This window comes from Streptomyces sp. MUM 203J, from assembly GCF_022414595.1.
In the GTDB taxonomy this organism is placed as follows: Bacteria; Actinomycetota; Actinomycetes; order Streptomycetales; family Streptomycetaceae; genus Streptomyces.
This window is the reverse complement of sequence record NZ_JADWYO010000018.1, coordinates 5,485-31,872: the sequence shown is the minus strand read 5'-3', so window position 1 is coordinate 31,872 and position 26,388 is coordinate 5,485. Positions and strand designations below refer to the sequence as shown.

7 protein-coding genes are annotated in these 26,388 nt (G+C 72.2%); 3 read left to right on the top strand and 4 right to left on the bottom strand.

All coding sequences use genetic code 11. From position 1 onward, the window contains the following. Nucleotides 1-23 precede the first annotated feature (23 nt). The 4 genes from I3F58_RS12350 to I3F58_RS12335 form a co-directional block, all read right to left on the bottom strand. On the bottom strand, nucleotides 24-1,268 hold the full coding sequence (locus I3F58_RS12350; protein ID WP_240108390.1) for an acyltransferase: 1,245 nt from the start codon (nucleotides 1,266-1,268) through the stop codon (nucleotides 24-26). Further along, on the bottom strand, nucleotides 1,261-1,917 hold the full coding sequence (locus I3F58_RS12345; RefSeq protein ID WP_240108389.1) for an NADPH-dependent F420 reductase: 657 nt from the start codon (nucleotides 1,915-1,917) through the stop codon (nucleotides 1,261-1,263). The genes I3F58_RS12350 and I3F58_RS12345 overlap by 8 nt, the downstream gene beginning before the upstream one ends. Continuing rightward, nucleotides 1,914-2,297 (bottom strand): nuclear transport factor 2 family protein, encoded by a 384-nt coding sequence (locus I3F58_RS12340; RefSeq protein ID WP_240108388.1) that lies wholly within the window; start codon nucleotides 2,295-2,297, stop codon nucleotides 1,914-1,916. Before I3F58_RS12340 ends, I3F58_RS12345 begins: the two co-directional genes overlap by 4 nt. A 301-nt stretch (nucleotides 2,298-2,598) precedes the next feature. After that, entirely contained in the window at nucleotides 2,599-3,528 is a 930-nt protein-coding gene (locus I3F58_RS12335) for a LysR family transcriptional regulator (protein WP_240108387.1), read from the bottom strand. Between the two features lie 767 nt (nucleotides 3,529-4,295). On the opposite strand from I3F58_RS12335, the gene I3F58_RS12330 reads away from it, so the two are divergent. The 3 genes from I3F58_RS12330 to I3F58_RS12320 are packed head-to-tail and all read left to right on the top strand — an operon-like array spanning nucleotide 4,296 to nucleotide 26,388. Next, on the top strand, nucleotides 4,296-4,595 hold the full coding sequence (locus I3F58_RS12330) for an acyl carrier protein (RefSeq protein WP_240108386.1): 300 nt from the start codon (nucleotides 4,296-4,298) through the stop codon (nucleotides 4,593-4,595). Next, nucleotides 4,583-6,574, top strand: a complete 1,992-nt coding sequence (gene asnB / locus I3F58_RS12325; RefSeq protein WP_240108385.1) for an asparagine synthase (glutamine-hydrolyzing) — start codon at nucleotides 4,583-4,585, stop codon at nucleotides 6,572-6,574. The genes I3F58_RS12330 and asnB overlap by 13 nt, the downstream gene beginning before the upstream one ends. After that, complete coding sequence (locus I3F58_RS12320; protein ID WP_275678444.1) at nucleotides 6,571-26,388, top strand: SDR family NAD(P)-dependent oxidoreductase; 19,818 nt, start codon at nucleotides 6,571-6,573, stop codon at nucleotides 26,386-26,388. Before asnB ends, I3F58_RS12320 begins: the two co-directional genes overlap by 4 nt.

Sequence of the window (26,388 nt, the reverse complement as noted above, 5' to 3'; positions counted from 1 at the left end):
GGACGGGAGTCGGCCCGCTCGGGTCACTGCCGGTCCGTCACGCTCGTGATCGCGGCCGGACTCTCCCGCCTCCCGGCCGGGCGGCTGAAGCGTCGGACCGCGGGGCGTTCCACCAGCGTGTAGAGGGCCGCCGCGAGGACGAGGCTGATGACGACGGTGAGCAGGACGTCGACCAGCCTCGTCGACAGGGGCGCGGTCACCTCCGCTCCCGTGGCGTGCACCAGACCGATCGGACCGTACTGGATCACGATGTAGTGCACGATGTAGAGGGCGAACGAGATCTCGCCCAGCCACACCATGACCCGTCCGCCGAGCGGCGTGCGCGCACCGCGAATGTCGGCGCAGGCGCCTGCCGCGATCACCAGGGCAAGCGCGAACGCGGTCGGCCCGGCGCAGAGACGGAAGATGCCGGGCAGGTGGGACTGGACCACCACGCAGACGACCGCCAGGAGAAGCGCCGGTGTCATGCTCAGGCGGATCCATTTCCCCGTCATCACGATGCGTGCCATGAGGATGCCGAGAACGAATTCGAGGATCCTGGTCAACGGGAAGCTGTACGCGAACCAGGAATGCCATTGCGGAATCGTCGGGTCCCACGACGTGGCCGGCTGCGTCGGCAGCAGCAGGGCGAGGAACGGGACGGCGATGACCGTCACGGCGACGCCCCCCGCCCACGCCCACAACCGTGACGGGCCGATCCGCTCGACGGCGCGGAGCAGCCAGGGAAACGCGAAGTAGAAGACCATCTCGCAGCCGAGGGTCCAGCTCGGAACGTTGATGCCCCTCAGCCCGCCGAGAGCGTCGAAATTGGGGATCCAGGGTTCGATCAGCAGCAGCACCGGAACCGTGTTCACCAGCATGATCGGTACGCCGGCCACGAACATCGCCGCGGTGGTGGCCGCGAAGGTCGTGACATGGTTCGGGAGTATCTTCACCAGGCGTCGACGCCAGAAGAGTCCCGCGGTGTCGTCCGGGTCGGCGACCCACGTGAGAATAAAACCGCTGAGTACGAAGAAGAAGGCCACCCCGACCGGTCCGAGCGTCGTGAGCAGATAGGGCAGACCGGGGTGCATCGTGCCCACGAGCCAGCCCGTCACGTGGGAGACCAGGACGGCGAAGGCCGCGATGAACCGCATACCCGTCAATGACGGCAGGCGATTCGGGCGAGTGTACGCTTCCGGCGTCTGCATATCCGTTTCCCTTCGGTTCTTGCGGTTTCCGAACCCGCCCGCATTCTGTGAAGCCGGAACCGACGGGGAGTCAGGCACGCCACTCGGAGGTACGGTCCGAGGAGGCTTGCGCCAGTGCGTGCACGACGTCGTCGGCGTCACCTCGGATCCCGTAGACGGGAGTTCCGGGCTGCTGGCGCCACGACTCGTCGAGACCGCCCGCGTCCACGGTGTCGAAGCCGAGCGTGTGGATGAGATCGCGCACGGTCCGCTTCGCGCCCGCGCCGTCGCCGGCGACGGGCACCGCCTGGCGGCCGGGGCTGCCCTGAGGACGGCCCCGGTCCAGGATGTCCTGGGCGTACGTCCCGTTGAACGCCTTGATCACGGGGTGACCGAGCTGTCGCTCCGTCCAACGGCTCTCGGGCAGTCCGTCCTCGACGGCGGCGATCCTGCCGTCGCGTTCCGGGTAGTAGTTGCCGGTGTCGATGACCGCGGCGCCCGGTGCCGCGCCGTCGAGGAGCCCCGCGGGCAGGCCGGGTACCGCCCTGAGGGGGATGGCCACGACGACGACCTGGGCACCCCTGGCCGCCTCGGACACGGCGACCGGGGTGGCGCCGGTCTCCTCGGCGAGCGAGGCGAGAGTGTGCGGCCCGCGTGAGTTGGCCACCGACACCTCGTGCCCCAGTGCGGTGAGCCGACGGGTCAGGTTGCCGCCGACGGCGCCCGCTCCGATGACGCCGATCCTCACGGGTTCGTCCTTCCGGCGCACTCGTCCGGCATCGCGTAGTGGTACTCCTCGATCCGGTCGATGAGACCGCCCTCGAACCGGAAGAAGAGCAGCGCGTTGATCTCCCTGCGGGACCCGTCGGTCATCTCCAGGCGGAGCACATGCTGCTGGAGCACCTCGTTCTCGTGCCGGAACTGGCGCTTCACGTCGTACCGCAGCGACTCGACGGCGGTGACGAAGGACTCGAACTGCCTCAGCCGCTCACCGATCGCCTGGTCCGCCGTGCTGTCGTTCTGCCACACGGTGGCCTTGTCGGTGCACATCCTCCGGGCGGCGGAGAAGTCGCGCCTCTCCAGAATCCGCAGAAACGAATTCACCTTCTCGATCACGTTCTGCTCCATTCCGATTCCTGATCTCTCTGTGACGGATGCGGGCCGGGATCCGGTCGCCCGGGGTGAAGTCGAAGATCTCGTCGGCGGCGGGACCACATGGCGCGGCGTCCTCGCGTGCGGAGCCTCCCGGTCCACCCGGGTGTCCGATGTACACGGCGCCGTGACCTCCGTCAGGCTGCCGGTGGCGATCCATCCGTGGCACCGGTCCCGCAGACCGCCCGTCGGCGATCCCCGCCCGTGGGCCGCACGCGGCACCGCCCGACGCTCGCGCGTGGATGCCAACGTCCGTCGGGAACCGCGCGAGCCGGGGTCAAGCACGCGAACTCGTCCGGTGGTGGTGCGAGATCACCGATCGCAGCACCTCCCGGAAGGCCGCGCCACGGCTGTCCAGGCCGAGGCCGGGCATCACGGCCACCCCGAGCGAAGCGGACGCGCGGTCGCTGACGATCTCGACCGCCCGGAGCCTTCCGCCGTCCAACGTCGTCATGCTCGAGGCGCGTTGGTACATGAGAGCGACCCCGGAACCGGCGGCCACGAGCCCGCGTAAGGTCTCCAGGCTCGAGGTCCTGATCACCTGCGGCGTGGCGACGCCGGCGTCGGCGTACAGCTTCTCGAAATGACGGATGAGGGGCGGGGAGTCCAGGGTGACGAGCGGTTGCATGACCAGTTCCCCGAGCGCGACGGGGCCATCCCTGCCTCGTGGGTCGCTCTCGGCCACCAGGGCGTGAACGGGCAGGTCGACGAGTGGGTGGAACCTGGATCCCCCTGCCAGGAAGTCGTAGGTGACGATCAGCTCGCACCGGCCGTCCCGCAGGTGCTCCAGGAGCTGGTCGGCGGACGCCTCGTGTACGTTCAGCTGCAGTCGCACATGACGCTTCCTGGTCATCCGATGTGTCATCGGCAGCAGAAACGGGGCGATCGGAGCGAAGAACCCGACGTTGAGCCGGCCGGCGGTGTCGCTCACCAGGGCGTCACCCTGATTCTTGATGTTCTGCGCCTGCGTCAACAGCGCCCGCGCCTCCCGCAGCAGGCGCCGGCCGCTCGGCGTGAGGGTCACCCCGCGGGATCGGTGGCGAAGAAACAACTGAACGCCGAGCTGGCGTTCCAGCCGCATCACGGCCGAGGAAACCGTCGACTGCGTGGTGCACAACTTCTCCGCCGCCTCGGATATCTTGCCCAGCTCGGCGGACACCACGAAGTAGCGTAACTGCGCGAGGCTGAAGCCCAGCTGATCGGTCATTCGACGCACCGGGAGGAGGGTCCCTGGTTTCCGGCTGTCCGGATCTCGCTGCTTTCGGTCGGCCACGGTCGTCCGCGGGGGACCGCGCTCCTGGGGTCGAACACGTTTGATCCCGCCGTTCCGTCTTGCCTGATCTCTTCCACACGAGCCGCACCGCTGTCGGCGCCTCGCTGGTCGACATGGTGAGCCACCCCCCTTGCGGATTCCTTGTCAAACGGTCGGCGGCCCCTTGCCGGGGCCTTTCGCTCTCCTTGCCGGTACCTGGCGGACCGCGGCGTGGCGCGGGGGAGCGCCGCGGTCGGGCGCTCCACTCCGACGCAGGAGCATGGGGACGGCAGCCCGGGAAGGCCCCCTGCCGGGGCCGGTTGTCCGGCCGGACGGGCGGAACCGCTCCGCCGGGCCTGCGGCTTCAGGCACCCCGGCCGGCCGTACGGCACGGCGGAGGCCGTCCCCGGCCGCGGGGCGGGCGCGCCCTTCGTCCGCTCCCCGGGTACGAAGGCCGCGCAGTGGTCCGGACCCCCGGTCGCCCGTCCCGAGCGGACACGACCGCCGGACCGAAGCGCGTCGCGGAATTCGCTCCGGGGAGCATTTCACCAGCCGTGGCAGCCCGGCTCTACTGGGATTTCGACAGCTCGGCGAAGTCATCGCAGCCGTAGGAGACGCGGTGAGCGCTCCCGCCTCCGGCCGGGCCCTCCTTCCCCGGTCCGACGAAAAGTGACTTTCCCTGCGAATCGAACGCGTCTCCTCATACTGCCAAGGAGTGAGAAATGAACAGAACGGACAGGATCATCCGTTTTGTCGAAGAGCAGTTCCTGATCGAGTTCGGTGTCGACGTGACGCCGCAGAGCGATCTCTTCAAGGGAGGCGTCATCGATTCCTTCGGATACATCCGGCTCATGGCGTTCCTCGAAAAGGAGTTCTCGCTGAAAATCGAGAGTGAGGAGTTCCTGTTCGACGTCCCGGCCACGCTGGAGGCGATCGACGGGTTTGTCGCCGAAAGAGTCGAGAAGGCCGGAAGGGCGGACGGGAACGGCGCACAGCGGGGAGGCCCGACGTGTGCGGAATAGCCGGCTTCCTCTCCCCGTCGCCGAACGCCGGGTCCCGGCCCGCTGTCATCACCGCGATGCTGTCGGAGATCAGGCACCGGGGGCCGGACGAGGCGGGGTACTACCTCGACGACGGCATGGCGATGGGCACCGTGAGGCTGGCGATCGTCGACCCCGCCTCCGGGGCGCAGCCCATGTCGGACCACACGCAGCGGTACTGGATCTGCTTCAACGGCGAGCTCTACAACCACGTCGAGCTGCGTGAGGAGCTCTGCGGACTCGGCCGGCAGTTCCGTACCCGTTCGGACACGGAGGTCGTCCTCCAGGCGTGGATCCAGTGGGGACAGGACTGTCTGAGCCGGTTCAACGGGGCCTTCGCCTTCGCCGTGCGCGACGCGGTCGCGGACGAACTCTTCATCGCCCGGGACCGGTACGGCAAGCGGCCGCTCTTCTACGCCGACCGCCCCGACGGATTCCTCTTCGCCTCGGAGATGAAGGCGTTCCGAGCCCACCCTGGCTTCCGGTTCGAACTCGACCCGCACGAGCTGAAATCGATCTTCGGGATCTGGACCCCGCTGCCGGACCGGTCCCCGTTCAGGGGCATCAGCCAGCTTCCCCCCGGCAGCCTCCTCACCATCCGCGCCGGCCGCCCGACTCTGCACACCTACGAAGAACTCGCCGTCGACGCGTCGCCGTTCACCGGAACACCGGCCGAGGCCGCGGCGCTCGTGCGCGACACACTGCGCGCAAGTGTCGAGGTGCGGCTGCGCAGCGATGTCGAGGTCGGGGTCTATCTGAGCGGCGGCCTCGACTCGTCCATCGTGGCCAGGCTCGCGACGGACCTCTCGTCCCGCGCGGTACGTACCTTCTCCGTCGAGTTCGAGGACCGCTCCCTCGACGAGTCGAGCAGCCAGCAGGCGGTCGCCCGGTACCTCGGCACGAACCATTCCTCCATCGCCGTCTCGGCGGCGGACGTCGTGGAGCACTTCCCGGCGGCCGTTCACCACGCGGAAGTCCCCGTGTTCCGCACCGCGCTGGTGCCGATGTACCTGCTGTCACGCCACGTGCGCGACTCCGGGATCAAGACGATCCTGAGCGGCGAGGGCGCCGACGAGGCCTTCCTCGGTTACTCGCTCTTCCGCGAGACGATGCTGCGCGCTTCGTGGAACCGGCTGTCCGACGACGAACGGCGGCACGGGATCGCCGCCTTGTACCCGGAACTCGCCCACTTCGGGCCCGAGCACCGGGTCCATGTGACCGGACTGCTCAGCCGGTTCTCCGAGGAGCGGCTCGCGGGCCTGTTCTCCCACGAGCTGCGATACCAGAACGGCCGGTTCGTCCAGCGTCTGCTCAAGGACCGCGCCGAGCCGTTCGCGGACCTGCTCGCGCTGGTCCGGGACACGCCCGGCTACGCCGCGCTCTCCCCGACGCAGAAGGCGCAGTGGCTGGAGTTCAAGACCCTGCTCGCCGGCTATCTGCTGTCCAGCCAGGGAGAGCGCATGGGGCTCGCCCACGGGGTCGAGAACCGGTGCCCCTTCCTGGACCCGGCCGTGGTGCGGGCAGCCGCTCTGGTCAACCTGTGCTTCGACGACGGGTGGGAGGAGAAGGCCGTCCTCAAGGAGGCGTTCCGGGACGTTCTTCCCGAGGAGCCCCTCACCCGGCGCAAGCAGCCCTACCGCGCGCCGGGCAGCGCCGCCTTCCGGGAGCACCGGCCCGACTACCTGGAACTGGTGCTCTCCGAGCGTGAGCTGGCGAAGATCGAAGGCATCGACCCGGTCTTCGCGAAACGGCTGGTCGACAAGGTCATGGCCACTCCGGCAGCCGGGATCAGCACGAAGGAGGACCACGCCTTCGTCCATCTGCTCTCGACCGCCGTGCTCAACCGACAGTTCGTGATGGACCGGGGAGACTCCATGCCAGCCTCACAGGCCGCCGAGATGAACCTGACGACAGTGATCGACAGGCGGAGTAGCGAGCTTCTCACCGGGGGGCGGCGATGAATCCGCACGGGCGGCGCCGGGACGCGGTGGACGACGAGGCACAGGCGGGCGCGGACGGCGTCGCGATCGTCGGGCTCGCGCTGCGGGTGCCCGGCTCGGACACGTTGCAGGAGTTCTCCCGGCACCTGGCCGAGGGGCGTTCCCTGATCACCGAGGTGGCGCCGGAGCGGTGGTCGAAGGAGCGCTGGTTCGGCAGTCCGCGGCGCGGCGCTCAGAAGACGAACAGCGTATGGGGCGGCTTCGTCGAGCAGGCCGACTGCTTCGATGCCGCCTTCTTCAACATCTCTCCGCGTGAAGCGGAGAGCATGGACCCGCAGCAGCGCTTCGCCCTGGAACTCGCCTGGCACGCGATCGAGGACGCGGGCATGCGCGCGAGCGAGCTGGCGGGGACGAGGACCGGCGTCTTCATGGGCGTGTGCCACGCGGACTACGCGGAACTGATGGAGCGGGACGGGGCGAGGACCGACGCCTACTTCCCGACCGGCACCGCGTATTCGATCATCTCCAACCGGGTCTCGTACCACTTCGACTTCCAGGGACCCAGCATCACCAACGACACCGCGTGCTCCAGTTCGCTGGTCTCCGTCTACGAGGCGGTCACCGCCCTGCGGAACGGCGACTGCGGACTCGCCCTCGCCGGCGGGGTGAACCTCTGCTGGTCGCCCAAGCACTTCGTCGCCTTCAGCCAGGCGAGCATGCTGTCTCCCACCGGCCGCTGCCGGGCGTTCGATCAGGGCGCCGACGGCTACGTCCGCGGTGAGGGCGGCGCGGTCCTGCTGCTGAAACCGCTGGCGCGGGCCGTCGCGGACGGCGACCCCGTGTACGCGGTGATCAGGGGAGCCGCCACCAACCACGGCGGCCGGACCGGTTCGCTCACCGTCACCAACCCGGTCGCGCAGGCGGACCTCGTCGAGGGTCTCTACACCCGTGCGGGCATCCGCCCGGAGACCGTGTCGTACATCGAGGCGCACGGACCCGGCACGCCCGTCGGGGATCCCATCGAGGTCGCCGCGCTCAAGCGGGCCTTCCGCAACCTCCACCGGGCGCAAGGCACACGGCCCGAGCCGGGGACCACCGGCATCGGCTCGGTCAAGACCAACATCGGGCACCTCGAAGGCGCGGCCGGAGTCGCCGGCGTGGCCAAGGTGATCGCCGCCCTCGCCGCCAGGATGCTCCCCGCGACCGTCGGCTTCGAGCAGCGGAACACGCTCATCGACCTGGCCGACAGCCCCTTCCACATCGTCCGTGAGACCCAGCCCTGGGCCGAGCCCGCCCCCGGTCCCGACGGCACTCCGGTCCCTCGCCGGGCCGGAGTCAGCTCCTTCGGCTTCGGCGGGACCAACGCCCACGTCGTCCTGGAGGAACACCTGCACGACGAGCGGCCGGACACCGAGGCCGAGGCCGTGAGCCCCCACATCGTGCCGCTCTCCGCCCGGACCCCCGAGCGTCTGCGGGAGGCGGCACGGCGGCTGCGCGCGTTCCTGGCCACGTCCGACACCGACGGGTCCGCCGCCGCGCCGGTGCGGGCCCCGCGCGAGCTCGCCGACATCGCGTACACCCTCCAGACCGGTCGCGAACCGATGGCCGCGCGCGTCGCCTTCGTGGTGGCGGACCTGCGGCGGCTCCTGGACGCCCTCGACGAGTTCGCGGACGGGACGCTCCCCGACACCACCGCGCACGGCCCGGCCGAGCAGCTCGGCGGCGACGGCTTCGCCGAAGCGCTGGCGACCGCGACGCGGTGGGCCGAGGGCGGCGACGTGGACTGGACCGTGCTCGTGGAGCACGCGCGGGCACGTCGCGTGCGACTGCCCGCATACCCCTTCGCGCGTGAACGCCACTGGTTCCGTGCCGGTCCGGCCGACGAGCAGGCCACGTCGGCGCCCGCGAGCGACGCGCCGCACCCGCTCGTGCCCCGCAACACCTCCTGCCTCGACGAACACCGCTACACCTCGGTGTTCACGGGTGACGAGCCGTTCCTCGACGCGCACCGGGTGCACGGCGCGCGGGTGCTGCCCGCCGCCGCCCAGCTGGAGATGGCCCGCGCGGCCGTGTCCTGCGCCACCCGTCGCGGTGACATGGCCGGCACGGCGGTGCGGCTGAGCGACACGGCATGGCTGCGCCCGCTGGTGGTGGACGGGCAGCCCGTCGAGGCCCATGTGGTGATCACCGCTCGGGACGACGGCACCCTCGGGTACGAGATCCGCACGGGGACCGATGCCGGGGACCAGCCGGTCGTCGTCCACAGCCGGGGCACCGCCTCGGTGGATACGGCCGGCGAGCACGACGAGCCCGAAAGGCTCGACCTGGACCGGCTGCGCGCGTCCTGCGACACGCCGCACGATCCCGCCAAGGCGTACGCGGACCTCCGCCAGGCGGGCCTGGAATACGGGCCGGCGATGCGCGGGCTCACCGAAATCCGGTTCGGGGCAGGGGAGCTGCTCGCGCGCCTTCAGCGGCCCGCCGCGGACGCCGCCACGGTGCTGCCCCCGAGTGTGCTGGACGCAGGGTTCCAGGCGTCGGTCCTGCTCCGGGCGGCCCTGGCACCCGGGGAGAGCCGGAGCCTGTCGATGCCCTTCGCCCTCGACCGGATCGACGTCCACGGCCCCTGTGCGGACGTGATGTGGGCCTGGGTCCGCCGCCGGGGCGGCGGGAAAGGGCTCACCACCTTCGACATCGACCTGTGCGACGACGCCGGTGTCGTCCGCGCCCGCCTGCGCGGACTGGCCCAGCGGACCGTCACCGAGGCGGCGGGTCCCCGCGGGCCGCGTGTCGTGGCCGCCGCCTCCCGCTGGGTGGAGGCGCCGCCCGGGGCCGCGGCCGGACCGGTCACTGTGCACGGCTTCCTCACCGGAAGGCCGGACACCTTCGCTTCCGAGGTCTCCGACGCGACGGGCCTGCCGTTCACCGTCCTGCCCGACGTCACTCCCGACGCGGTGGCGGACGGCGTCGGCACGGTGCTGGACCTCGTCCTGGGGCGGGTGCGGGAACTGCTGCGGTCGAGGCCGAGGGGAGCGCATCGTTTCCTCGTCCTGGTCGACGACCGGGTCCCGCGCCGCTTCCACGCACCGCTCGTCGGCCTCTTCAGGACCCTGAACCTGGAGAACCCGTCCGTCTCCGGGCGAGTCGTGCGCGTTGCCGGGTTCGGTACCGCTCGGTCCGACCGGATCGCGGGTCTCGTCCGCTGCGAGGCAGCCGATCCGACCGCGTCCGACGCCGAGATCCGCCACTGTGCGGACGGCACGCGCCACGCCTGGCGCCCCGTCGCCGTCGAACCGGGCACCGGGCCGCAGACTCCGCCGCTCAGGGCGGGCGGGGTCTACTGGCTCACGGGGGGCCTCGGCGGCATCGGCCGCAGCGTCGCGCGGTACTTCGCGCGGTGCGCCGACGTCACCGTCGTCCTCAGCGGCCGTACCGAGGTCGGGGACGCCACCGACGAAACGCTCCAGGCGCTGCGTGCGGCCGGCGTCGACGCGCACTACCTCCCCGCCGACGTCGGCAGCGCGCGGGACGTGGAGCGCGCCGTCCGGGCCATCGTGCGCGAGCACGGATCCCTGGACGGGATCGTCCACGCGGCGGGGACGCTGCGGGACGGGTACCTCCTCACCAAGGATCCGCGGGACGTGGCGGAGGTGCTGAGGCCGAAGGTGAGCGGCGCCCTCCATCTCGACGCGGCCACCCGGGGCCTCCCGCTCGACTTCTTCGTGCTCTTCTCCTCCGTCGCCGGGATGTACGGCAACGCGGGTCAGGGCGACTACGCGGCGGCGAACGCCTTCCTGGACGCCTTCGCCCACGACCGCCAGGCGCTCGTGGAGGCCGGCGAGCGGAGCGGCCGGACCGTGGCGATCGGCTGGCCGCTGTGGGCGGACGGCGGGATGACGGTCGACGACGTGACCCGCGCGTCGATGCGTCGGCAGCGCGGCTGGGAGCCGCTGCCGACGGAGGACGGCCTGCGGATCCTGGGCGCCGCCCTGCGCGACACCCCGGAACACGTCGTCGTCGCGTACGGCGCGGAAGCCACCCTCGCACCGCAGCGGCACGCCGAGCCCGCGCCCCGGCCTGCCGGCCCCGCCGCGCCGGCCCGGGCCACGGGCCCACTCACCGGGGACGACCTCCTGGCGCGCACCACAGAGCTGCTGAAAACCGTGCTGGGCGAGGTACTGCACCACGACCCGGCGACGCTGAGGACGACTGTCGGCCTGATCGAGTACGGGATCGACTCGATCGGCGTGCTGGAGGCCACCGAGCGCCTCGGAGAGATCTTCGGACCGCTGCCCAAGACGCTCTTCTTCGAGTACGTCGACATCGACGGTGTCGCCGGCTACCTGGTCGAGGAGCACCGGACGACGCTGGAATCGCGCTTCGGGGCCGACGACGAGCCGACGGCCGAGCCGGAGCACACAGCGCCAGAACCGGACGCGGACCACCGGCCCGGGACCGCACACCGCGCCTCCGCCGCGGCCTCTCCGGTCGGCCCCGCTACCGACGACCACCACGACATCGCGATCGTCGGCATCTCGGGCAGGTACCCCGGTGCCGACACCCTCGACGAACTGTGGACGGTTCTCGAAGAAGGGCGCCACCTCTTCCGGGAAGTGCCGCGCGACCGGTGGGACCACGAAGCGATCCACAGCCCCGAGCGCAGTGTCCTCGGCAAGAGCTCCATCCGCACCGGAACGTTCCTCCGGGAGATCGACACCTTCGATCCCCGCTACTTCCGCATCTCGAAGCGCGACGCGGAACGCATGTCCCCCGAAGTCCGCCTCTTCCTCCAGGTCGGTGTCGAGGCACTGGAGGACGCGGGCTACTCCCGCGAGACGATCCACCGTCGGTACGAGGGCGACGTCGGCGTGCTCGTCGGCACCATGAGCAACCACTACGGCCTGTACGGGTTCCAGAACAGCCTGACCCGCGGCGCCCCGGCCACCGGCAGCTACATGGCCACGATTCCCAACATGCTGTCGTACTTCTACGGCTTCAGCGGGCCGTCGATCTTCCTGGACACGATGTGCTCCGGCTCGTCGACCTGCATACACCAGGCCGTGCAGATGCTCCGGACAGGCGAGTGCAAGATGGTCGTCGCCGGAGGCGCGAACCTCCTGTTGCACCCCTACAACCTCATCACCTCCTCGCACGAGCACTTCACCACCGCCACCTCCGACGTCATCCGGAGTTTCGGACTCGGCGCGGACGGCACGATCCTCGGCGAGGGCGTCGGCGCCATGGTGCTCAAGCCGCTAGCCGAAGCCGAGCGCGACGGCGACCACGTCCACGCCGTCATCAAGGGCACCGCGCTCTCGAACGCCGGGGTGCGCAACGGCTTCACCGTCCCCAACCCGCGGATGCAGGCCCGCGCCGTGGAGAAGGCCATCGACGACTCCGGCGTCGACCCACGCACCATCACCTACGTCGAGGGCCACGGCTCCGGCACCTCACTCGGCGACCCGATCGAGGTCAGGGCGCTCACCACGGCGTTCGGCAGGCACACACGGGACAAGCAGTTCTGCGCGCTGGGGTCGGTCAAGTCGAACATGGGGCACCTGCTGCACGCGGCCGGAATGATCGGCTTCGCGAAGGTGATCCTCCAGCTCCGCGAACGCACCCTCGTCCCCTCCCTGCACAGCGAGGAGCTCAACCCGGACATCGACTTCGAGGACACGCCCTTCCACGTACAGCGCGAACTCAGCGAGTGGAAACCCGCCGTCACGACGGAGAACGGATCCACCGTCGTCCACCCCCTTCGCGCGGGCATCACCTCCATCGGCGCGGGCGGCATGAACTCGCACATCGTCGTCGAGGAGTACACCGCCCGGCCCGGCCCGCGCACCGGCGGGCCGCAAGGGCCGGACCTGTTCGTCTTCTCCGCGATGACCGACACCGCGCTGGAGACCTCGCTCGCCCGGTTCCGCGACTACCTGGCATCGGCGGACGAGGCCGACCTGCCGTCCATCGCGCACACGCTGCGCGTCGGCAAGAACGAGCTGCCGCGCCGCTGGGCCTTCCTCGCGAAGGACCTCCCCGGTGCCGTCGAGGCCGTCGACCGTTACCTCGCCGGCGACCACGACCAGGCAGCCGCACTCGCCGACACCGACCCGTCCACCGCGACCGCACGCGAACTCGCCGTCGCCTGGACCGGCGGCGGCAGCGTCGACTGGACGCCCCTCACCGGCGCGCAGCCACCCCGGCGGATCTCCCTTCCCGCCTACCCGTTCGAGCGGGTGCGCTGCTGGACAGAGCCCGAGCCCGGCGCTCCCCACGTCACCGCACCGCTGGCCCTGCGAGAGAAACCGCATCCGTTCCTCGGGGCCAACCACTCCGACATCGACGGGCTGCGGTACGGCCTGGACGTCCACCTCGACGACCTCGCCGACTACGGCTGCGCCCAGGACAAGGTGCGCGGGATCGTCCCGACCTTCGTCGTCGACCTGGCGCTCGCCCTCGGGAAGGTCACCGGCTTCACCGACACCCCGCGCGTGAGCGGCCTGCGCCTGCACGGCCCCGTCCCCTGGGCCGCCACGGCGCGCCTGGTCACCACCCTCACCCCGGTGGACCGCGACGCGGCCCGCGCCGTCGTGTTCCGCGAGGACGAGACAGGGGCACGCGCGCCCGTCGCCGAGTTCGACGTCCACCCGGACCACGGGCGGGCCGCGCCGGACGCCGGGCCGGTGGTGACGGACGGTACGGAAGGGCTGCGACGCGACGCCACGCGCGTCCTGGACCGGACGGAGGTCCTTGCCGAACTCGAAGAGGGAGGCGTCACCCCGGAGCCGCTGAGGTGCGGGGTGTCCGGCGCCTACTGGCTGCCGGGCGGACGGCTGGTCCTCACGGTCGCCGTTCCGCGGCTCCGCCAGGACCACACGCCGAGGAACGTACGGATCGCCCCACACGTCCTCGCGGCCGTCGCCCACTGCGTCCACCTCGCCGCCAAACAGGCCGGCGAGCCCGACTGGCCGCGCCGGTTCCCCCACCGGATCGACGAGGTACGCCTCTTCGGCGGCAAGCGTGCCGCCGACGACGTGGCGTACGTGGTCCTCGACCCGCCTCCCGGGGCCGGCGCCCCCGGTGGCCGTGTCCGGCTGGCCGACCGCGACGGCCGGGTCCTGGCCGAACTCACCGGCATGGGGTGGGGCGACGCCGACGCGGCCCCGCACCACACGGACGTGGAACGGAGAGGAACACCCGTGCAGGTCCCCGACACGCGGACGGAGCAGCCGCCCGCCCACCCGACGCCGCCGCGGAGCGACGACGACGCCCTCGTCGCCTTCGCGGTCGACGAACTGCGGCGGCTCGCCGCGGACATCCTCAGATTCGACGCCGACGAACTGGACGCCCACACCGGGTTCGACGCCTTCGGCTTCGACTCCGTCTCGCTCGTCGCCTTCAGCAAGCTCGTCAAGGAGTCGCTCGGCATCGAGCCGACCCCCGTGCTGTTCTTCGACGTGAACACGCTCGCCGCCCTCGCTGCTCATCTCGTCGCCGAGTTCGGGGACCGGATCCGCACCGCGCGGGACCGATCGGCCCCGGCACCGGCACCGACACCCCCGCCGACGCCGGCCGGCCAGGTCCCGCCCGGCAGGACGGCACACCAGAGCCGCCCCGGGGAAGGAAGCCGCCCCGCCCCGGGTCGCGCCGACCGCCCGGTGCCCATCGCGGTCATCGGCGTCGCAGGGCGCTTCCCGCAGGCTCCCGACCTCGACACCTACTGGTCCAACCTCGCGGCAGGCAAGGACTGCGTCACGGAGTTCCCCGTCCACCGCCACGACGCGGCCTACACCCGCGTCGTCGAGGAGGCCGAGTTCCCGCACCACGCGGGCGTCGTCGACGACGCCGACACCTTCGACGCGGAGTTCTTCCGGATCTACCCGCGCGAGGCCGAGCTGATGGACCCCCAGCACCGCCTCGCCCTGGAGACGGTCTGGAGCGCCGTCGAGGACAGCGGGTACACGCCCGGCGCCCTGCCGCGCAACACCGGCCTCTTCTTCGGCGTCTCCGGCACCGACTACGCGACCCTGCTCACGACGTACGGCGTCGAGCCCGACGCGTTCACCGCCACGGGCAACGCCCACTCCATGCTCGTCAACCGGATCTCGTACATCCTCGACATCCGGGGCCCGAGCCAGCCCGTCGACACGGCCTGCTCCAGCTCACTCGTCGCCGTGCACCGTGCCATGGAGGCCATCCGCTCGGGCTCGTGCGACCTCGCGATCGCCGGCGGGGTCAACCTCCTGCTCGGCGTGGACACCTTCGTCAGCGCCCATCGGGCCGGGATGCTCAGCCCGACCGGACGGTGTCGCACCTTCGCCCGGGACGCGGACGGCTATGTGCGCGGCGAGGGCGTCGGCGCCCTCGTGCTGAAGCCGCTGGACGCGGCCGAGCGGGACGGCGACGCGATCCTCGGCGTACTCCTCGGCAGTGCGGAGAACCACGGCGGGCGCGCCAACTCCCTGACGGCTCCGAACGCCGACGCCCAGGCCGACCTGGTCGGCACGGCGATGAACGGGATCGACCCGGACACCGTCGACTACATCGAGACCCACGGCACCGGCACCGCGATCGGCGACCCCGTGGAGGTCCACGCGCTGCGCACCGCGTTCCGGCGGTTGGGTGCCGGCCCCCGCGCGGACATCGGGCTGGGCTCGGTGAAGACCAACATAGGCCACCTGGAGGCGGCCGCGGGCGTCGCCGGGCTGCTCAAGGTGCTGCTCGCCATGCGGCACGGCGTCATCCCGGCCTCGCTCCACTGCGCCGAACTCAACCCGTACCTCCGACTCGACGAGGGGCCGTTTCGCGTCGTGCGCGAGAACGAGCCGTGGCGGCGGCGTCCCGGCCCCGGCGGCGCCCTCTACCCACGGCGGGCGGGGGTCAGCAGCTTCGGCTTCGGCGGCGTGAACTGCCATGTGGTCGTGGAGGAGTACACGGCGGGCGGCGCCCGCGACGGCGGCGCCGACGTCGCCGGCACACCGGTCGCCGTCCCGCTGTCGGCCCGAACCCCCGGACAACTGCGCCAGGTCGCCCTCGGTCTGCTCGCCCATCTGGAAGGCACGCCCGAGCCGCACGCTCTGCGCCCGCTCGCCTGGACCCTGCAGACCGGGCGTGAGGCGATGCGCGAGCGCGTCGGATGGGTGGTCGGCTCCCGCCGGGAACTCGTCACCCGGCTGCGCGCCTTCACCGAGGACGGCGCACACCCCGGGCACGGGGTCCGGGGCACGGTCGCCCGGCGTTCCGGCGACAGCGCACCTGTCGCGCGGGACGGTGATCCCGCACGTCTGCTCGCCCGCTGGGCCGAAGGGGACGCGGTCGACTGGCGCGCGCTGTACGGGGCGTCGACGCCCCGGCGCGTCCACCTGCCGACCTACCCGTTCGGGCGCGAACGGTACTGGATCCCCGGCGCCGCGCCGGACCGGCCGGCCCGGTCGCGAGAGGCTCACCGGCCCACCACCGGGACCGCGCTTCTCGTGCCCCGCCGGATCCCGAAGCCCGCGCCCGCGCACGACGAAGCGGGTCACGGCACGCCGCCGCGCCGCGTCGTGATCCTGTGCGGAGCGCTCGCCACCGCCCGGGAGCCCGTCGAGCGGCGGATCGGGGATGTGCGGTGCTTCACCGCCGAGAGCAGCAGACAACGTCTCGACAGCCGCTTCGGGGACGTCTCACGGCAGGTGTTCGAGATCGTGCGCGACGTCGTCGCCGAGGTGTCGGCCGACCGCACGCTCGTGCAGGTCGTGGCGCCCGTGGGGGGCGACGACACCGTCCACCTGGCTCTCGCCGGCCTGCTGCGCACCGCCGCGGCCGAGGACCCCTCGCTCACCGCACAGCTCGTCTGTCTCGACGTCTCCGGCGGGCAGGTCCCCGACGGTGCGACCGTCGCCGCCCTCGTGGCCGAGAACGCCCGCGCCGCCGACGACGACCTCGTGTTCCACCAGGACGGCGTCCGCTCCGTCCTCACCTGGCGGCACGCCACCGCGCCGGCGGGTGACACGACCGTGCCGTGGCGCGACGGCGGCGTCTATCTGATCACCGGAGGCGCGGGCGGCATCGGTGCCGTTGTCGCCCGCGCCATCGCCCGCGACGTCGCCGGTCCGACGCTCGTCCTCACCGGCCGCTCACCGCGCGACGCACGGATCGACACACTCCTCGACGAGTTGCGTGCCGCCGGCGCCGCCGCCCGGTACGCGCGGGCGGACATCTCACGCCAGGAGGAGGTACGCCACCTCGTCAAGGACATCCGTGAGCGCGACGCGGACCTGCACGGCATCGTCCACTGCGCGGGAGTGCTACACGACGCGGCGCTGGTGAACAAGACGGCGCAGGAGTGGAGCGACGTCCTCGCGCCGAAGGCCGACGGACTCGTCCATCTCGACCGCGCCGTGGGCGACGCCCCCCTCGACTTCCTCCTGCTCTGTTCCTCCGGCTCCGCGATCACCGGCAACCCCGGACAGGCGGACTACGCCACGGCCAACGCCTTCCTGGACGCCTTCGCCCTGCTGCGGGGCGCACGCGTCGCCGCCGGGGAACGTTCGGGGCGCACCCTCTCGCTCGCCTGGCCGCTGTGGCGGGAGGGCGGGATGACCGTCGACGAGTCCGTACGAGCCCGCCTCCGGCAGAGCCGGGGCCTGACCCCCATGGAATCCGCGGAGGGCATTGAGGCGCTTGTCCGCAGCTGGCGACTGGGCGACGAAGGACGGGTATGGGTCCACCACGGAGACCCGACCCGCGTCCCGGCGACCCCGGACGGCCCCGGCACGCAGCCGCCCGCACCGGCCCGTGCCGCCGCGCCCGCACCGGCGGACCCCGATCACGTCGTCGGTGAGACGCTGCGCCGTCTCGCCGAGACCTTCGCCCGGGTCACCGGGACCGCACCGGGCGCCGTCGACGGCGACGCCCCTCTCAACGCCATGGGGCTGGACTCGATCATGATCGTGCAGCTCAACAGGGAGCTGGCCCTCACGTACGGCGAGGTCTCGAAGACGGTCTTCTACGAGTTCCCGACCCTGCGCGCGATCGCGGAGCACCTGGCGCCGAGGCCCTTGATGTCGGAGCACGTGCCACGGGGTTCGGCCCCGCGGACCGGCGAGTCCGCCGGGCGGACGCCCACCCCCCGGCCCTCGGGCGCCGCGTCCCGCACGAAGCGGGAGCCCATCGCCGTCATCGGCATGACGGGGCGCTATCCGGGCGCCGCGGACCTCACCGAATTCTGGGAGAACCTCAAGGCCGGACGGGACCGGATCCGCGAGATTCCGGCCGACCGCTGGCCGTTGGAAGGCTTCTACGAGCCCGTGCGCGCCACCGCGATCACCACCGGCCGCAGCTACAGCAGGTGGGGCGGCTTCCTCGACGACTTCGCCGCCTTCGACCCCCTCTTCTTCCGGATCGCCCCTCGCGACGCCTACGCGATGGACCCGCAGGAGCGTCTGTTCCTCCAGGCGGCCTGGGAGGTCCTGGAGGACGCCGGATACACCCCCGAGGAACTCGGCGTCCGCCACGGCAAGCGGGTCGGGGTCTTCGCAGGCGTCACCAAGTCCGGCCACGCCCGGCACGGCGCGCGACGCCTGCCGTCCGGAGAGACGATCGTCCCGGCCCTGTCCTTCGCGTCGCTGAGCGCCCGTACCTCCCACATCCTCGACCTGCGCGGTCCGAGCCTGACCATCGACACGATGTGCTCGGCCTCCCTCACCGCGGTCCACGAGGCGTGCGAGCATCTGCACCAGGGCTCCTGCGAAGCGGCCATCGCCGGCGGGGTCAACCTGTACCTGCACCCGCTCGACTACGTGGAGCTGTGCCGTTCCGACATGCTGTCGGCGGGTCCCCGGCTACGCAGCTTCGGCAGCGGCGGCGACGGCTTCGTCCCAGGTGAGGGTGTCGGCGCGGTGCTGCTCAAGCCCCTCTCACGGGCCCAGGCCGACGGCGACCGGGTGCTGGCGGTGATCCGCGGCACGAGTGTCAACCACGCCGGCCGCACCCACGGTTACACGGTGCCGAGCCCCGGCGCCCAGGCCGAACTGATCCGTGACGCGCTGGACCGCGCCGAGGTCTCCGCCCGCGACATCGGCTACGTCGAGGCGCATGGCACCGGCACCGAGCTCGGTGACCCGATCGAGGTGAAGGGCCTGACCCTCGCCTTCGCGCAGGACACGGCCGACCGGCGGTTCTGCGCCCTCGGCTCCGTCAAGTCGTCCATCGGGCACCTCGAAGCCGCCGCCGGTGTCGCGGGACTGGCCAAGGCCGTCCTGCAGCTGCAGCACAAACAGTTCGCCCCCAGCCTGCACGCCGAGGAACTCAACCCCGGCCTCGACCTGGACCGAACTCCCTTCTTCGTCCAGCGCGAGCTCGCCGACTGGCCGAGCGACCGTCCGCGGCTGGCCTCGGTCTCGTCCTTCGGCGCCGGTGGCTCGAACGCACACGTCATCCTGGAGGAACACGTGTCCGAGTCAGCCCCCGGCCGGGCGTCGGCCCAGGCCGGAGCAGAGCACTTGGTCGTCCTGTCCGCCCGCACCCCGGAGCAACTGCGAGACCACGCCGGGCGCCTGGCGGACCACCTTGCCGGGACCGGTTCCGGGGTCGACCTCGCCGATCTCGCCTTCACCCTCCAGACCGGGCGAGTGGCCTGGGAAGAACGCCTCGCCGTGGTCGTGACCTCGGTGGCCGAACTGAGCGAGACCCTGCGGGCGTACCTGGAACAGGACACCGCCGCCCCCGGGGTGTACCGGGGCACCGTCGGGCACACGCGCGGCGCCCTGGCGGAACTGACCGAGGACGAGGAGCTAAGGGAGCTCCTGGTGACCCGCTGGGCCGAGACGGGCAAGCTCTCGAAGATCGCCGCCCTGTGGACCGAGGGCGTGACGCCGCACTGGCCCGCCCTGCACGGCTCCACCACGCCCCGGAGGATCTCGCTGCCCACGTATCCGTTCGCCCGCGACCGGTACTGGGCCGGCGACCTCGAAGCCGTCGGCACGCCCGATGCCGGTGGCGCGGCTGCCGCCGACCGGGCCGCCGGCGTCCCCGACACCGTGGACGCGGCCCGGCCGACGCACCCGGCCTCCGCCCCGCCTCCGGCGAGTGCCGAGGCCGGCGACGCCGCGGCCGGGCGGCCCCCGGCGCGGCTCGGCGAGCAGGTCCGCTCGGTGGTGCGCGCGAAGCTGGCCGACGCGCTGGCCATGGACGAGAGGGAGATCGACGGCGGGCGCGCTTTCGCCGAGTTCGGGCTCGACTCCATCCTCGGTGTCCGCTTCGTACACGAACTCAACGAGACGCTCCGCCTCGACCTGACCACCAGCGCCATCTACGACCACAGCACGGCCGACCGCCTCGTCGCCCATGTCCTCGACGTCCACCGCGAGGCCCTGGCCCTCCCGGCGCCCGTCAACGCCCCCCTGTCTGTGGCCCCGGCGCCGCCCGAAACCGCCGACGTGCTCCGGCGGGAGACGAGCGGCCGCGGGCCGATCGCCGTCGTCGGGATGAGCGGACGGTTCGCGGCCGCGCAGTCGCTCGACGAGCTGTGGCACCACCTCGCGGAGGGCCACGACCTCACCCGTGAGGCGACCCGCTGGCCCCTGCCCGCTGTGGACGACGTCGGCAACCCCCGCTGCACGCGGGGCGGCTTCCTCGACCACATCGACGAGTTCGACCCCCTGTTCTTCAACATCTCCGGGGTCGAGGCCGCCGTCATGGACCCCCAGCAGCGGCTTCTCCTCGAAGAGTCCTGGAAGGCCCTCGAGGACGCGGGATACGCCGGGAACGCGATCAACGAACGGGACTGCGGGGTCTACGTCGGCTGCTGGGAGGGCGACTACCGGAACCTCCTCGACGAGGACGCCCCGGCCCAGGCGTTCTGGGGGAACCTCGGATCCCTCGTGCCCGGCAGGATCGCGTACTTCCTCGACCTCAAAGGCCCGGCCATCGCGGTCGACACGTCCTGCTCCAGTTCCCTCGTCGCCCTCGACCTGGCCTGCAAGGACCTGTGGTCGCGGGAGACGGACACGGCACTCGTCGGCGGCGTCTACGTCCAGAGCACCCCGCGCCTGTTCGACCTCGCAGGCCGCGCCGGCATGCTCTCGCCGACCGGGAGCTGCCGCGCCTTCGACCACCGCGCCGACGGCTTCGTCCCGGGCGAGGGGGTCGGCGTCCTGGTCCTGAAGCGGCTCGAAGACGCCCTCGCGGACGGCGACCACGTGCACGGCGTCATCCGTGCGTCCGGCACCAACCACGACGGGGCCACCAACGGCATCACCGCACCCAGCTCGGTCTCCCAGGAGCGGCTGCTGAGCGAGGTGTACGACAGGTCCGGGGTCGACGTCGAGACGATCCAGCTCGTCGAGGCGCACGGCACCGGCACGAAGCTGGGCGACCCGATCGAGTTCCAGGCGCTGACCGGCGCGTTCCGCAAGAACACCGACAAGACAGGCTACTGTGCCCTCGGTTCGGTCAAGACGAACCTCGGCCACACCCAGTACGCGGCCGGAGTCGCCGGCATCCTCAAGGTGCTGCTCGGCATGAAGCACGGCCGGATACCGGCCTCGCTGCACTTCGAGAAGCCCAACGAGGCCGTCCGCCTCGACGACAGCCCGTTCTACCTGAACACCCGCACCCAGCCGTGGCCCACCCCCGTGAGCGGCCCGCGCCGCGGCGTGGTCAGCTCCTTCGGCGCAAGCGGGACGAACGCCCACGTCGTCCTGGAGGAGCCGCCGACGGTGCCCGTCCCGCGCACGCCCGCCCCGGCCCACGTCGTCGTGCTGTCGGCGCGCTCCCGTGAGCAACTCGCCCGGCAGGTGGCCCGCCTGGCCGCCCACTGCCGTCGGGAGACCGCGCTCGACTGCGGCGACATCTCCTGGACCCTCGCGGTCGGCCGCGCGCACTTCACCCACCGCTTCGCCTGCGTCGTACGGGACCGCGAGGACCTGGTCCAGGTCCTGGAGGAGGGACTCGGCGGACCGCGCGCCCTGACGGGCGAGGCCGCGTCCCGCGTGCCGGCCGCCTCCACCACGGACCTCACCGCACTCGCCGGACTCTTCGTGCAGGGCGCGGAGCTCCACTTCGCGAGGCTCCTTCCCGGGGCGGGCCACGGCCGGCGCCGGGTTCCCCTGCCCACCTATCCCTTCGCCCGCGAGAGCCACTGGGCGACGGGGACACCGCCGGTCGAGCCCGCTCCGTCCGTCCCGTCGGCGGAGGACACGCCCGTGACGGCTCCCGCGCCCGTGGCGCAGACCCCCGTCGCCCCCGCCCATCCCCGCCTGACCGGCCTGGCCCCCGTCCCCGGCGCCCCCGGCACCCTGCGGGGTACCGTCCGGCTCACCGGTGACGAGCTCCTTCTGCGTGACCATCGGGTGCGCGGCGGCCGGGTCCTGCCCGGTGTCGTCCACCTGGAGCTCGCCCGCGAGGCCGCGGCCCGGGCCCTCGGCGCAGACCCCGCGGCCCCGCTCAGGATGCGCAACGTCACCTGGGTCCGCCCACTGGCCGTCGACGGCCGGCTGGACGTGGAGGTCATGGTGCGGCCGGACGGCGAGGGCGTCGCCGTCACGATCGGGTCCGCGGCACCCGACGCGGGCTCCTACAGCGAGGGCCGCGTACTGCGGTCCACCGACTCCCCGCCGGCCCCCGTCGACCTGACCGCTCTGCGCGCCGCCTGCCCGACCCGCGTACCAGGCACCCGGATCGCCGAGGCACTGGTCGCGGCGGGCATCACCCACGGACCGTCGCTCCGCGCGATCGACGAGGCCTACGTCGGCGACGGGACCGTCGTCGCCCGCCTCTCCGAGCCTTCCGACGAGCCATGCCCGTACATCCTGCGCCCCGCGCTGATGGACTCGGCGATCCAGGCGTCGGCGGCGCTGACGCTCGACGGCTCCGGACCGCCTTCCGGCGAGGTCGTGGTGCCGTTCGCGCTGGACGCGCTGGAGCTCCACGGCCCCTGCGAGGAGACCATGTGGGCCGTGGTCCGCGTCACGGACCCCCAGCGGGCGGCGGGCGCGCTCGGGCGGCTCGACATCGACCTTGTCGACGAGGAGGGAGCCGTCCGGGTCCGGATGACCGGCTACACCTCGCGGGCCGTCCCCGAGCCCGCCCCCTCTCTCTTCGCGCCGGCGTGGGAGCCGGTGCCAGCCGGGGAGCCGGGCGAGACCCCCGCGTCCGGCCGGGACCGGGTGCTCGTGGTCGGCGCCTCGGACGAGCAGCTCGCCGGGATCGTCCGGCACTTCCCCCAGGCCCGGGCCTGGCCGCTCGCACCGAGCGCCTCGGCCGAGGAGAACACCGTCGCGCTGAAGGCCATGGGAGAGATCGACCACCTGCTGTGGATCGCGCCGGACACCGCGCCGCACGCGATGGACACCACCGGTTTCGCCGCCGCCCGGGAGGACGGCGTGATCGCGGCGTTCCGCATGGTCAAGGCACTGCTACGGGCCGACGGCGACGCCCGTTCCCTCGGCGTCACGCTGATCACCCGCAACGCCCTCGCGACGTGCCCGGGCGAGGCGACCCGCCCGGCGCACGCGGCCCTGCACGGCCTGTTCGGGTCGCTGGAGCGCGAGTACGGCCACTGGACCGTCCGCCGCGTCGATCTCGACGAGGCGACGGAGACGGCGGAGGCGCTCGCCGGCATGCCGGTCCACACCCCCGGCGGCACCTGGGTGCGCCGCTCGGGTCAGTGGCTGCGTCTGCGGCTCGTGCCGTCGGCCTCGGCCCACCCGGCGACGGTTCCCTACCGGGAGGGCGGCGTCTACGTCGTCATCGGCGGCGCGGGCGGCCTCGGCGAGGCGTGGACCCGACACGTCACGGAGAACCACGGCGCCCGCGTGGTGTGGCTCGGCCGCAGGCCGCAGGACGCCTCCATCGAGGCACGACTGCACGCAGCACGAGGGCGCGGGGAGGTCCGCTACCTCTCGGCCGACGCCACCGACCCCCAGGCGCTGCGCGCGGCCCACGAGGAGATCAGGGCCCGCTACGGGCGGATCGACGGCGTCGTCCACTCGGCTCTCGTGCTGCGCGACCGGGGCCTGGCGAACATGGAGGAGACCGACTTCCGCGCGGCCCTGGCGGCGAAGGCCGACACGAGCGTCGGCATGGCCGAGGTCTTCGCCCGGGAACCGCTCGACTTCGTCCTCTTCTTCTCCTCGCTCCAGTCGTTCGTGACGGCCGCCGGACAGAGCAACTACGCGGCAGGCTGCGCCTTCGCCGACGCCTACGCGCACCTGCTGGGCCGGCACCTGGACTGCCCGGTCCGGGTGATGAACTGGGGCTGGTGGGGCTCGGTCGGCAGCGTCGCCTCCGCGTTCCACGAGCGGAGCATGGCCCGCTGGGGGCTGAGGTCGATCGAGCCGCCGGAGGCCATGGCCGCGCTCGACACCCTGCTCTCCGGTCCGCAGCCGCAGATGGGTTACGTCAAGCTGACCGACCCGAAGGCCGTCGAGCCGATCGACCCGACCCTGCGGACGACGGTGTACGCGCGCGCGTCCGTGGGCGTCGCGCCCGAGACGGTCACCGCCCGGGCGAAGCAGGCAGGCGGCGACGAACGGCTCCTGCGCGGTACCGCCGACTGGCGCCGCACCGAACGCGACCCCCTGCTGGCTCGGCTGATCCGCGGCCACCTGGAGGCGCTCGGTGTCGTCCGCGCCGGTGAGCCCGCGCCCGCCGACCCGTCCGTCCTGCGCTCCCGCGGTGGCATCCACGAGCGCTACACCGCCTGGCTCGCCCACTCACTGCGCGTCATTCCGCACCACGCTCCGCCCCTCGACGTCCTGCGGAGGCAGTGGGCCGAGGAATGCGCGCGGTGGTCCGCCGACCAGGACAAGGCAGCCGAACTCGCCCTGGTCGACGCCACTTTGAAGGCTCTGCCCGACATCCTGACCGGCCGCACACCAGCGACGGACGTCGTGTTCCCGCGCGGATCGGTCGAACTCGTCGAGGGCTGCTACCGCAACAACCGGGTGGCCGACACCTTCAACCACACCATGGCCGTCGCCGCCTCCGGAATCGTCGCCGAGCTGCTGCGCCAGGATCCGGCCACCCGGATCCGGATCCTGGAGATCGGAGCCGGTACCGGTGGTACGAGCGCCGGCGTGCTCGCCGCTCTGCGTCCGTACCAGGACGGCATCGAGACGTACACGTACACCGATCTGTCGAAGGCGTTCCTGAACCGTGCCCAGGCCCGGTACGGCCCTGACACCCCCTATCTCGACTGCCGGCGCTTCGATGTCGAGCAGCCGCTCGCGCAGCAGGGCATCGAGCCGGGCGGCTACCACCTCGTCATCGCCGCCAACGTCCTGCACGCGACGCGCGACATGCGCAACACCCTGCGCAACGCCAAGGCCGCGATGAGGGAAAGGGGCTGGCTGCTGCTGAACGAGCTGACCGCCTTCGACGTGTTCAGTCACCTCACGTTCGGGCTGCTCGAAGGCTGGTGGCTCTCCGAGGACGTGCCCCTGCGCGTCGAGGGCTCACCCGCGCTGGCGCCGGACACATGGCGAGAGGTGCTGCGCGGCGAAGGGTTCTCCTCGATCGTCTCCCTCCTGCCGTCCGCCCGCGACCTGGGCCAGCAGATCATCGCCGCCCAGGGCGACGGCATCGCCCGCCAGCGGGTCACGGCCCCGGCACCCCCGGCCACCGAGCCGCCGCGGCGGCAGACGAGCGCCCCCGTGCCCCCTGCCCCGGTCCCCGCGCCGGCCCCGGCTCCGGCGACCCCGATCTCGGGAGACACGCGTGCCGCCCTCCTGGCAGTCCATCTCACCGACAAGGCGGCGGAGACGCTGAGGGTTCCCGCCGAGAAGATCGACCCCGAGACGTCCCTCACCGCGTACGGGATGGACTCGATCCTCGTCCTCCAGTTCACCAACGCGCTCCGGCAGGACCTGGGCGAGCTGTCGTCGACTCTGGTCTTCGAGAAGGACTCGGTCGCCAGACTCGGCGCACACCTGCTGGAGGATCGCGGTGAAGAGGTGGACGCGCTGGTCGCCGCACTGCGGCCGGGGCCCGTGCACGACGAGGGAGCCGTCGGCGCGGCGGATCCGTCCCCCGGCACGCTGTTCGACGCGGCCGTGCGGTCAGTGCCCCCGGCCCGGGGCGGCGCCCTCCTGAAGGCCGCCGCGCGGTTGCGGCCCGCCTTCGTGTCGGGTGCGGCCGGTGTGGAGCCGGAGCCCCTGCATCTGGCCGAAGGCACCCACGAGGTGGGTCTGGTCTGTCTGCCCTCCCTCATCGCCCCCACGGGCGCGCACCAGTTCCTCAGGCTCGCCATGGCACTGCGGGGGCAGCACTCGGTCTGGGCGATCGGCATGCCCGGCTACGGGACGGGCGAGCCGCTGCCGCAGAGTCTGGACGCGGCGGTGGACCTCCAGGTCGCGGCCCTGCGACGGCGCTTCGCCGGACGGCAGTTCGCCCTGGTGGCGTACTCGTCGGGCGGCTGGCCGGCGCACGAGATCGTACGGCGGCTGGAGGCCGAGGGCACCCCGCCGGCCGCGTTGGTGCTGCTCGACTCACCCGTGCGGGCCCGCGAGGCGCTGGCCGACGACATGATCACGATCACCCGCTGGCTGGCCGACAGGTTCCCGCAACTGCCCGTCGACGACGAACAGCTCACCGCGATGGCGCGGTACGCGGAGCTCTTCGCCGACTGGGCCCCCCGGCCGGTGTCCACTCCCACCTTGTTCGTGGCCCCGGCCGAGACGGAAGCCCTCTCCGAGGTGCTCGGCGACGGCTCCCGCCGGCCGTGGCCTCCGCACTGGCCGCTGGAGCACACCAGGCTGGAGGTCCTCGGAAACCACTTCACCCTGCTGGAGGAGCACGCGGAGGCCACCGCGTCGGCCGTCCGCCGGTGGCTGGTCCGGAGGCTCGGCTGA

Excerpts from the sequence above, each read along its gene's own strand:
- I3F58_RS12340 (WP_240108388.1), bottom strand. The coding sequence starts at position 2,297 with ATGGAGCAGAACGTGATCGAGAAGGTGAATTCGTTTCTGCGGATTCTG.
- I3F58_RS12335 (WP_240108387.1), bottom strand. The coding sequence starts at position 3,528 with ATGACCGATCAGCTGGGCTTCAGCCTCGCGCAGTTACGCTACTTCGTG.
- I3F58_RS12330 (WP_240108386.1), top strand. The coding sequence starts at position 4,296 with ATGAACAGAACGGACAGGATCATCCGTTTTGTCGAAGAGCAGTTCCTG.
- I3F58_RS12320 (WP_275678444.1), top strand. The coding sequence starts at position 6,571 with ATGAATCCGCACGGGCGGCGCCGGGACGCGGTGGACGACGAGGCACAG.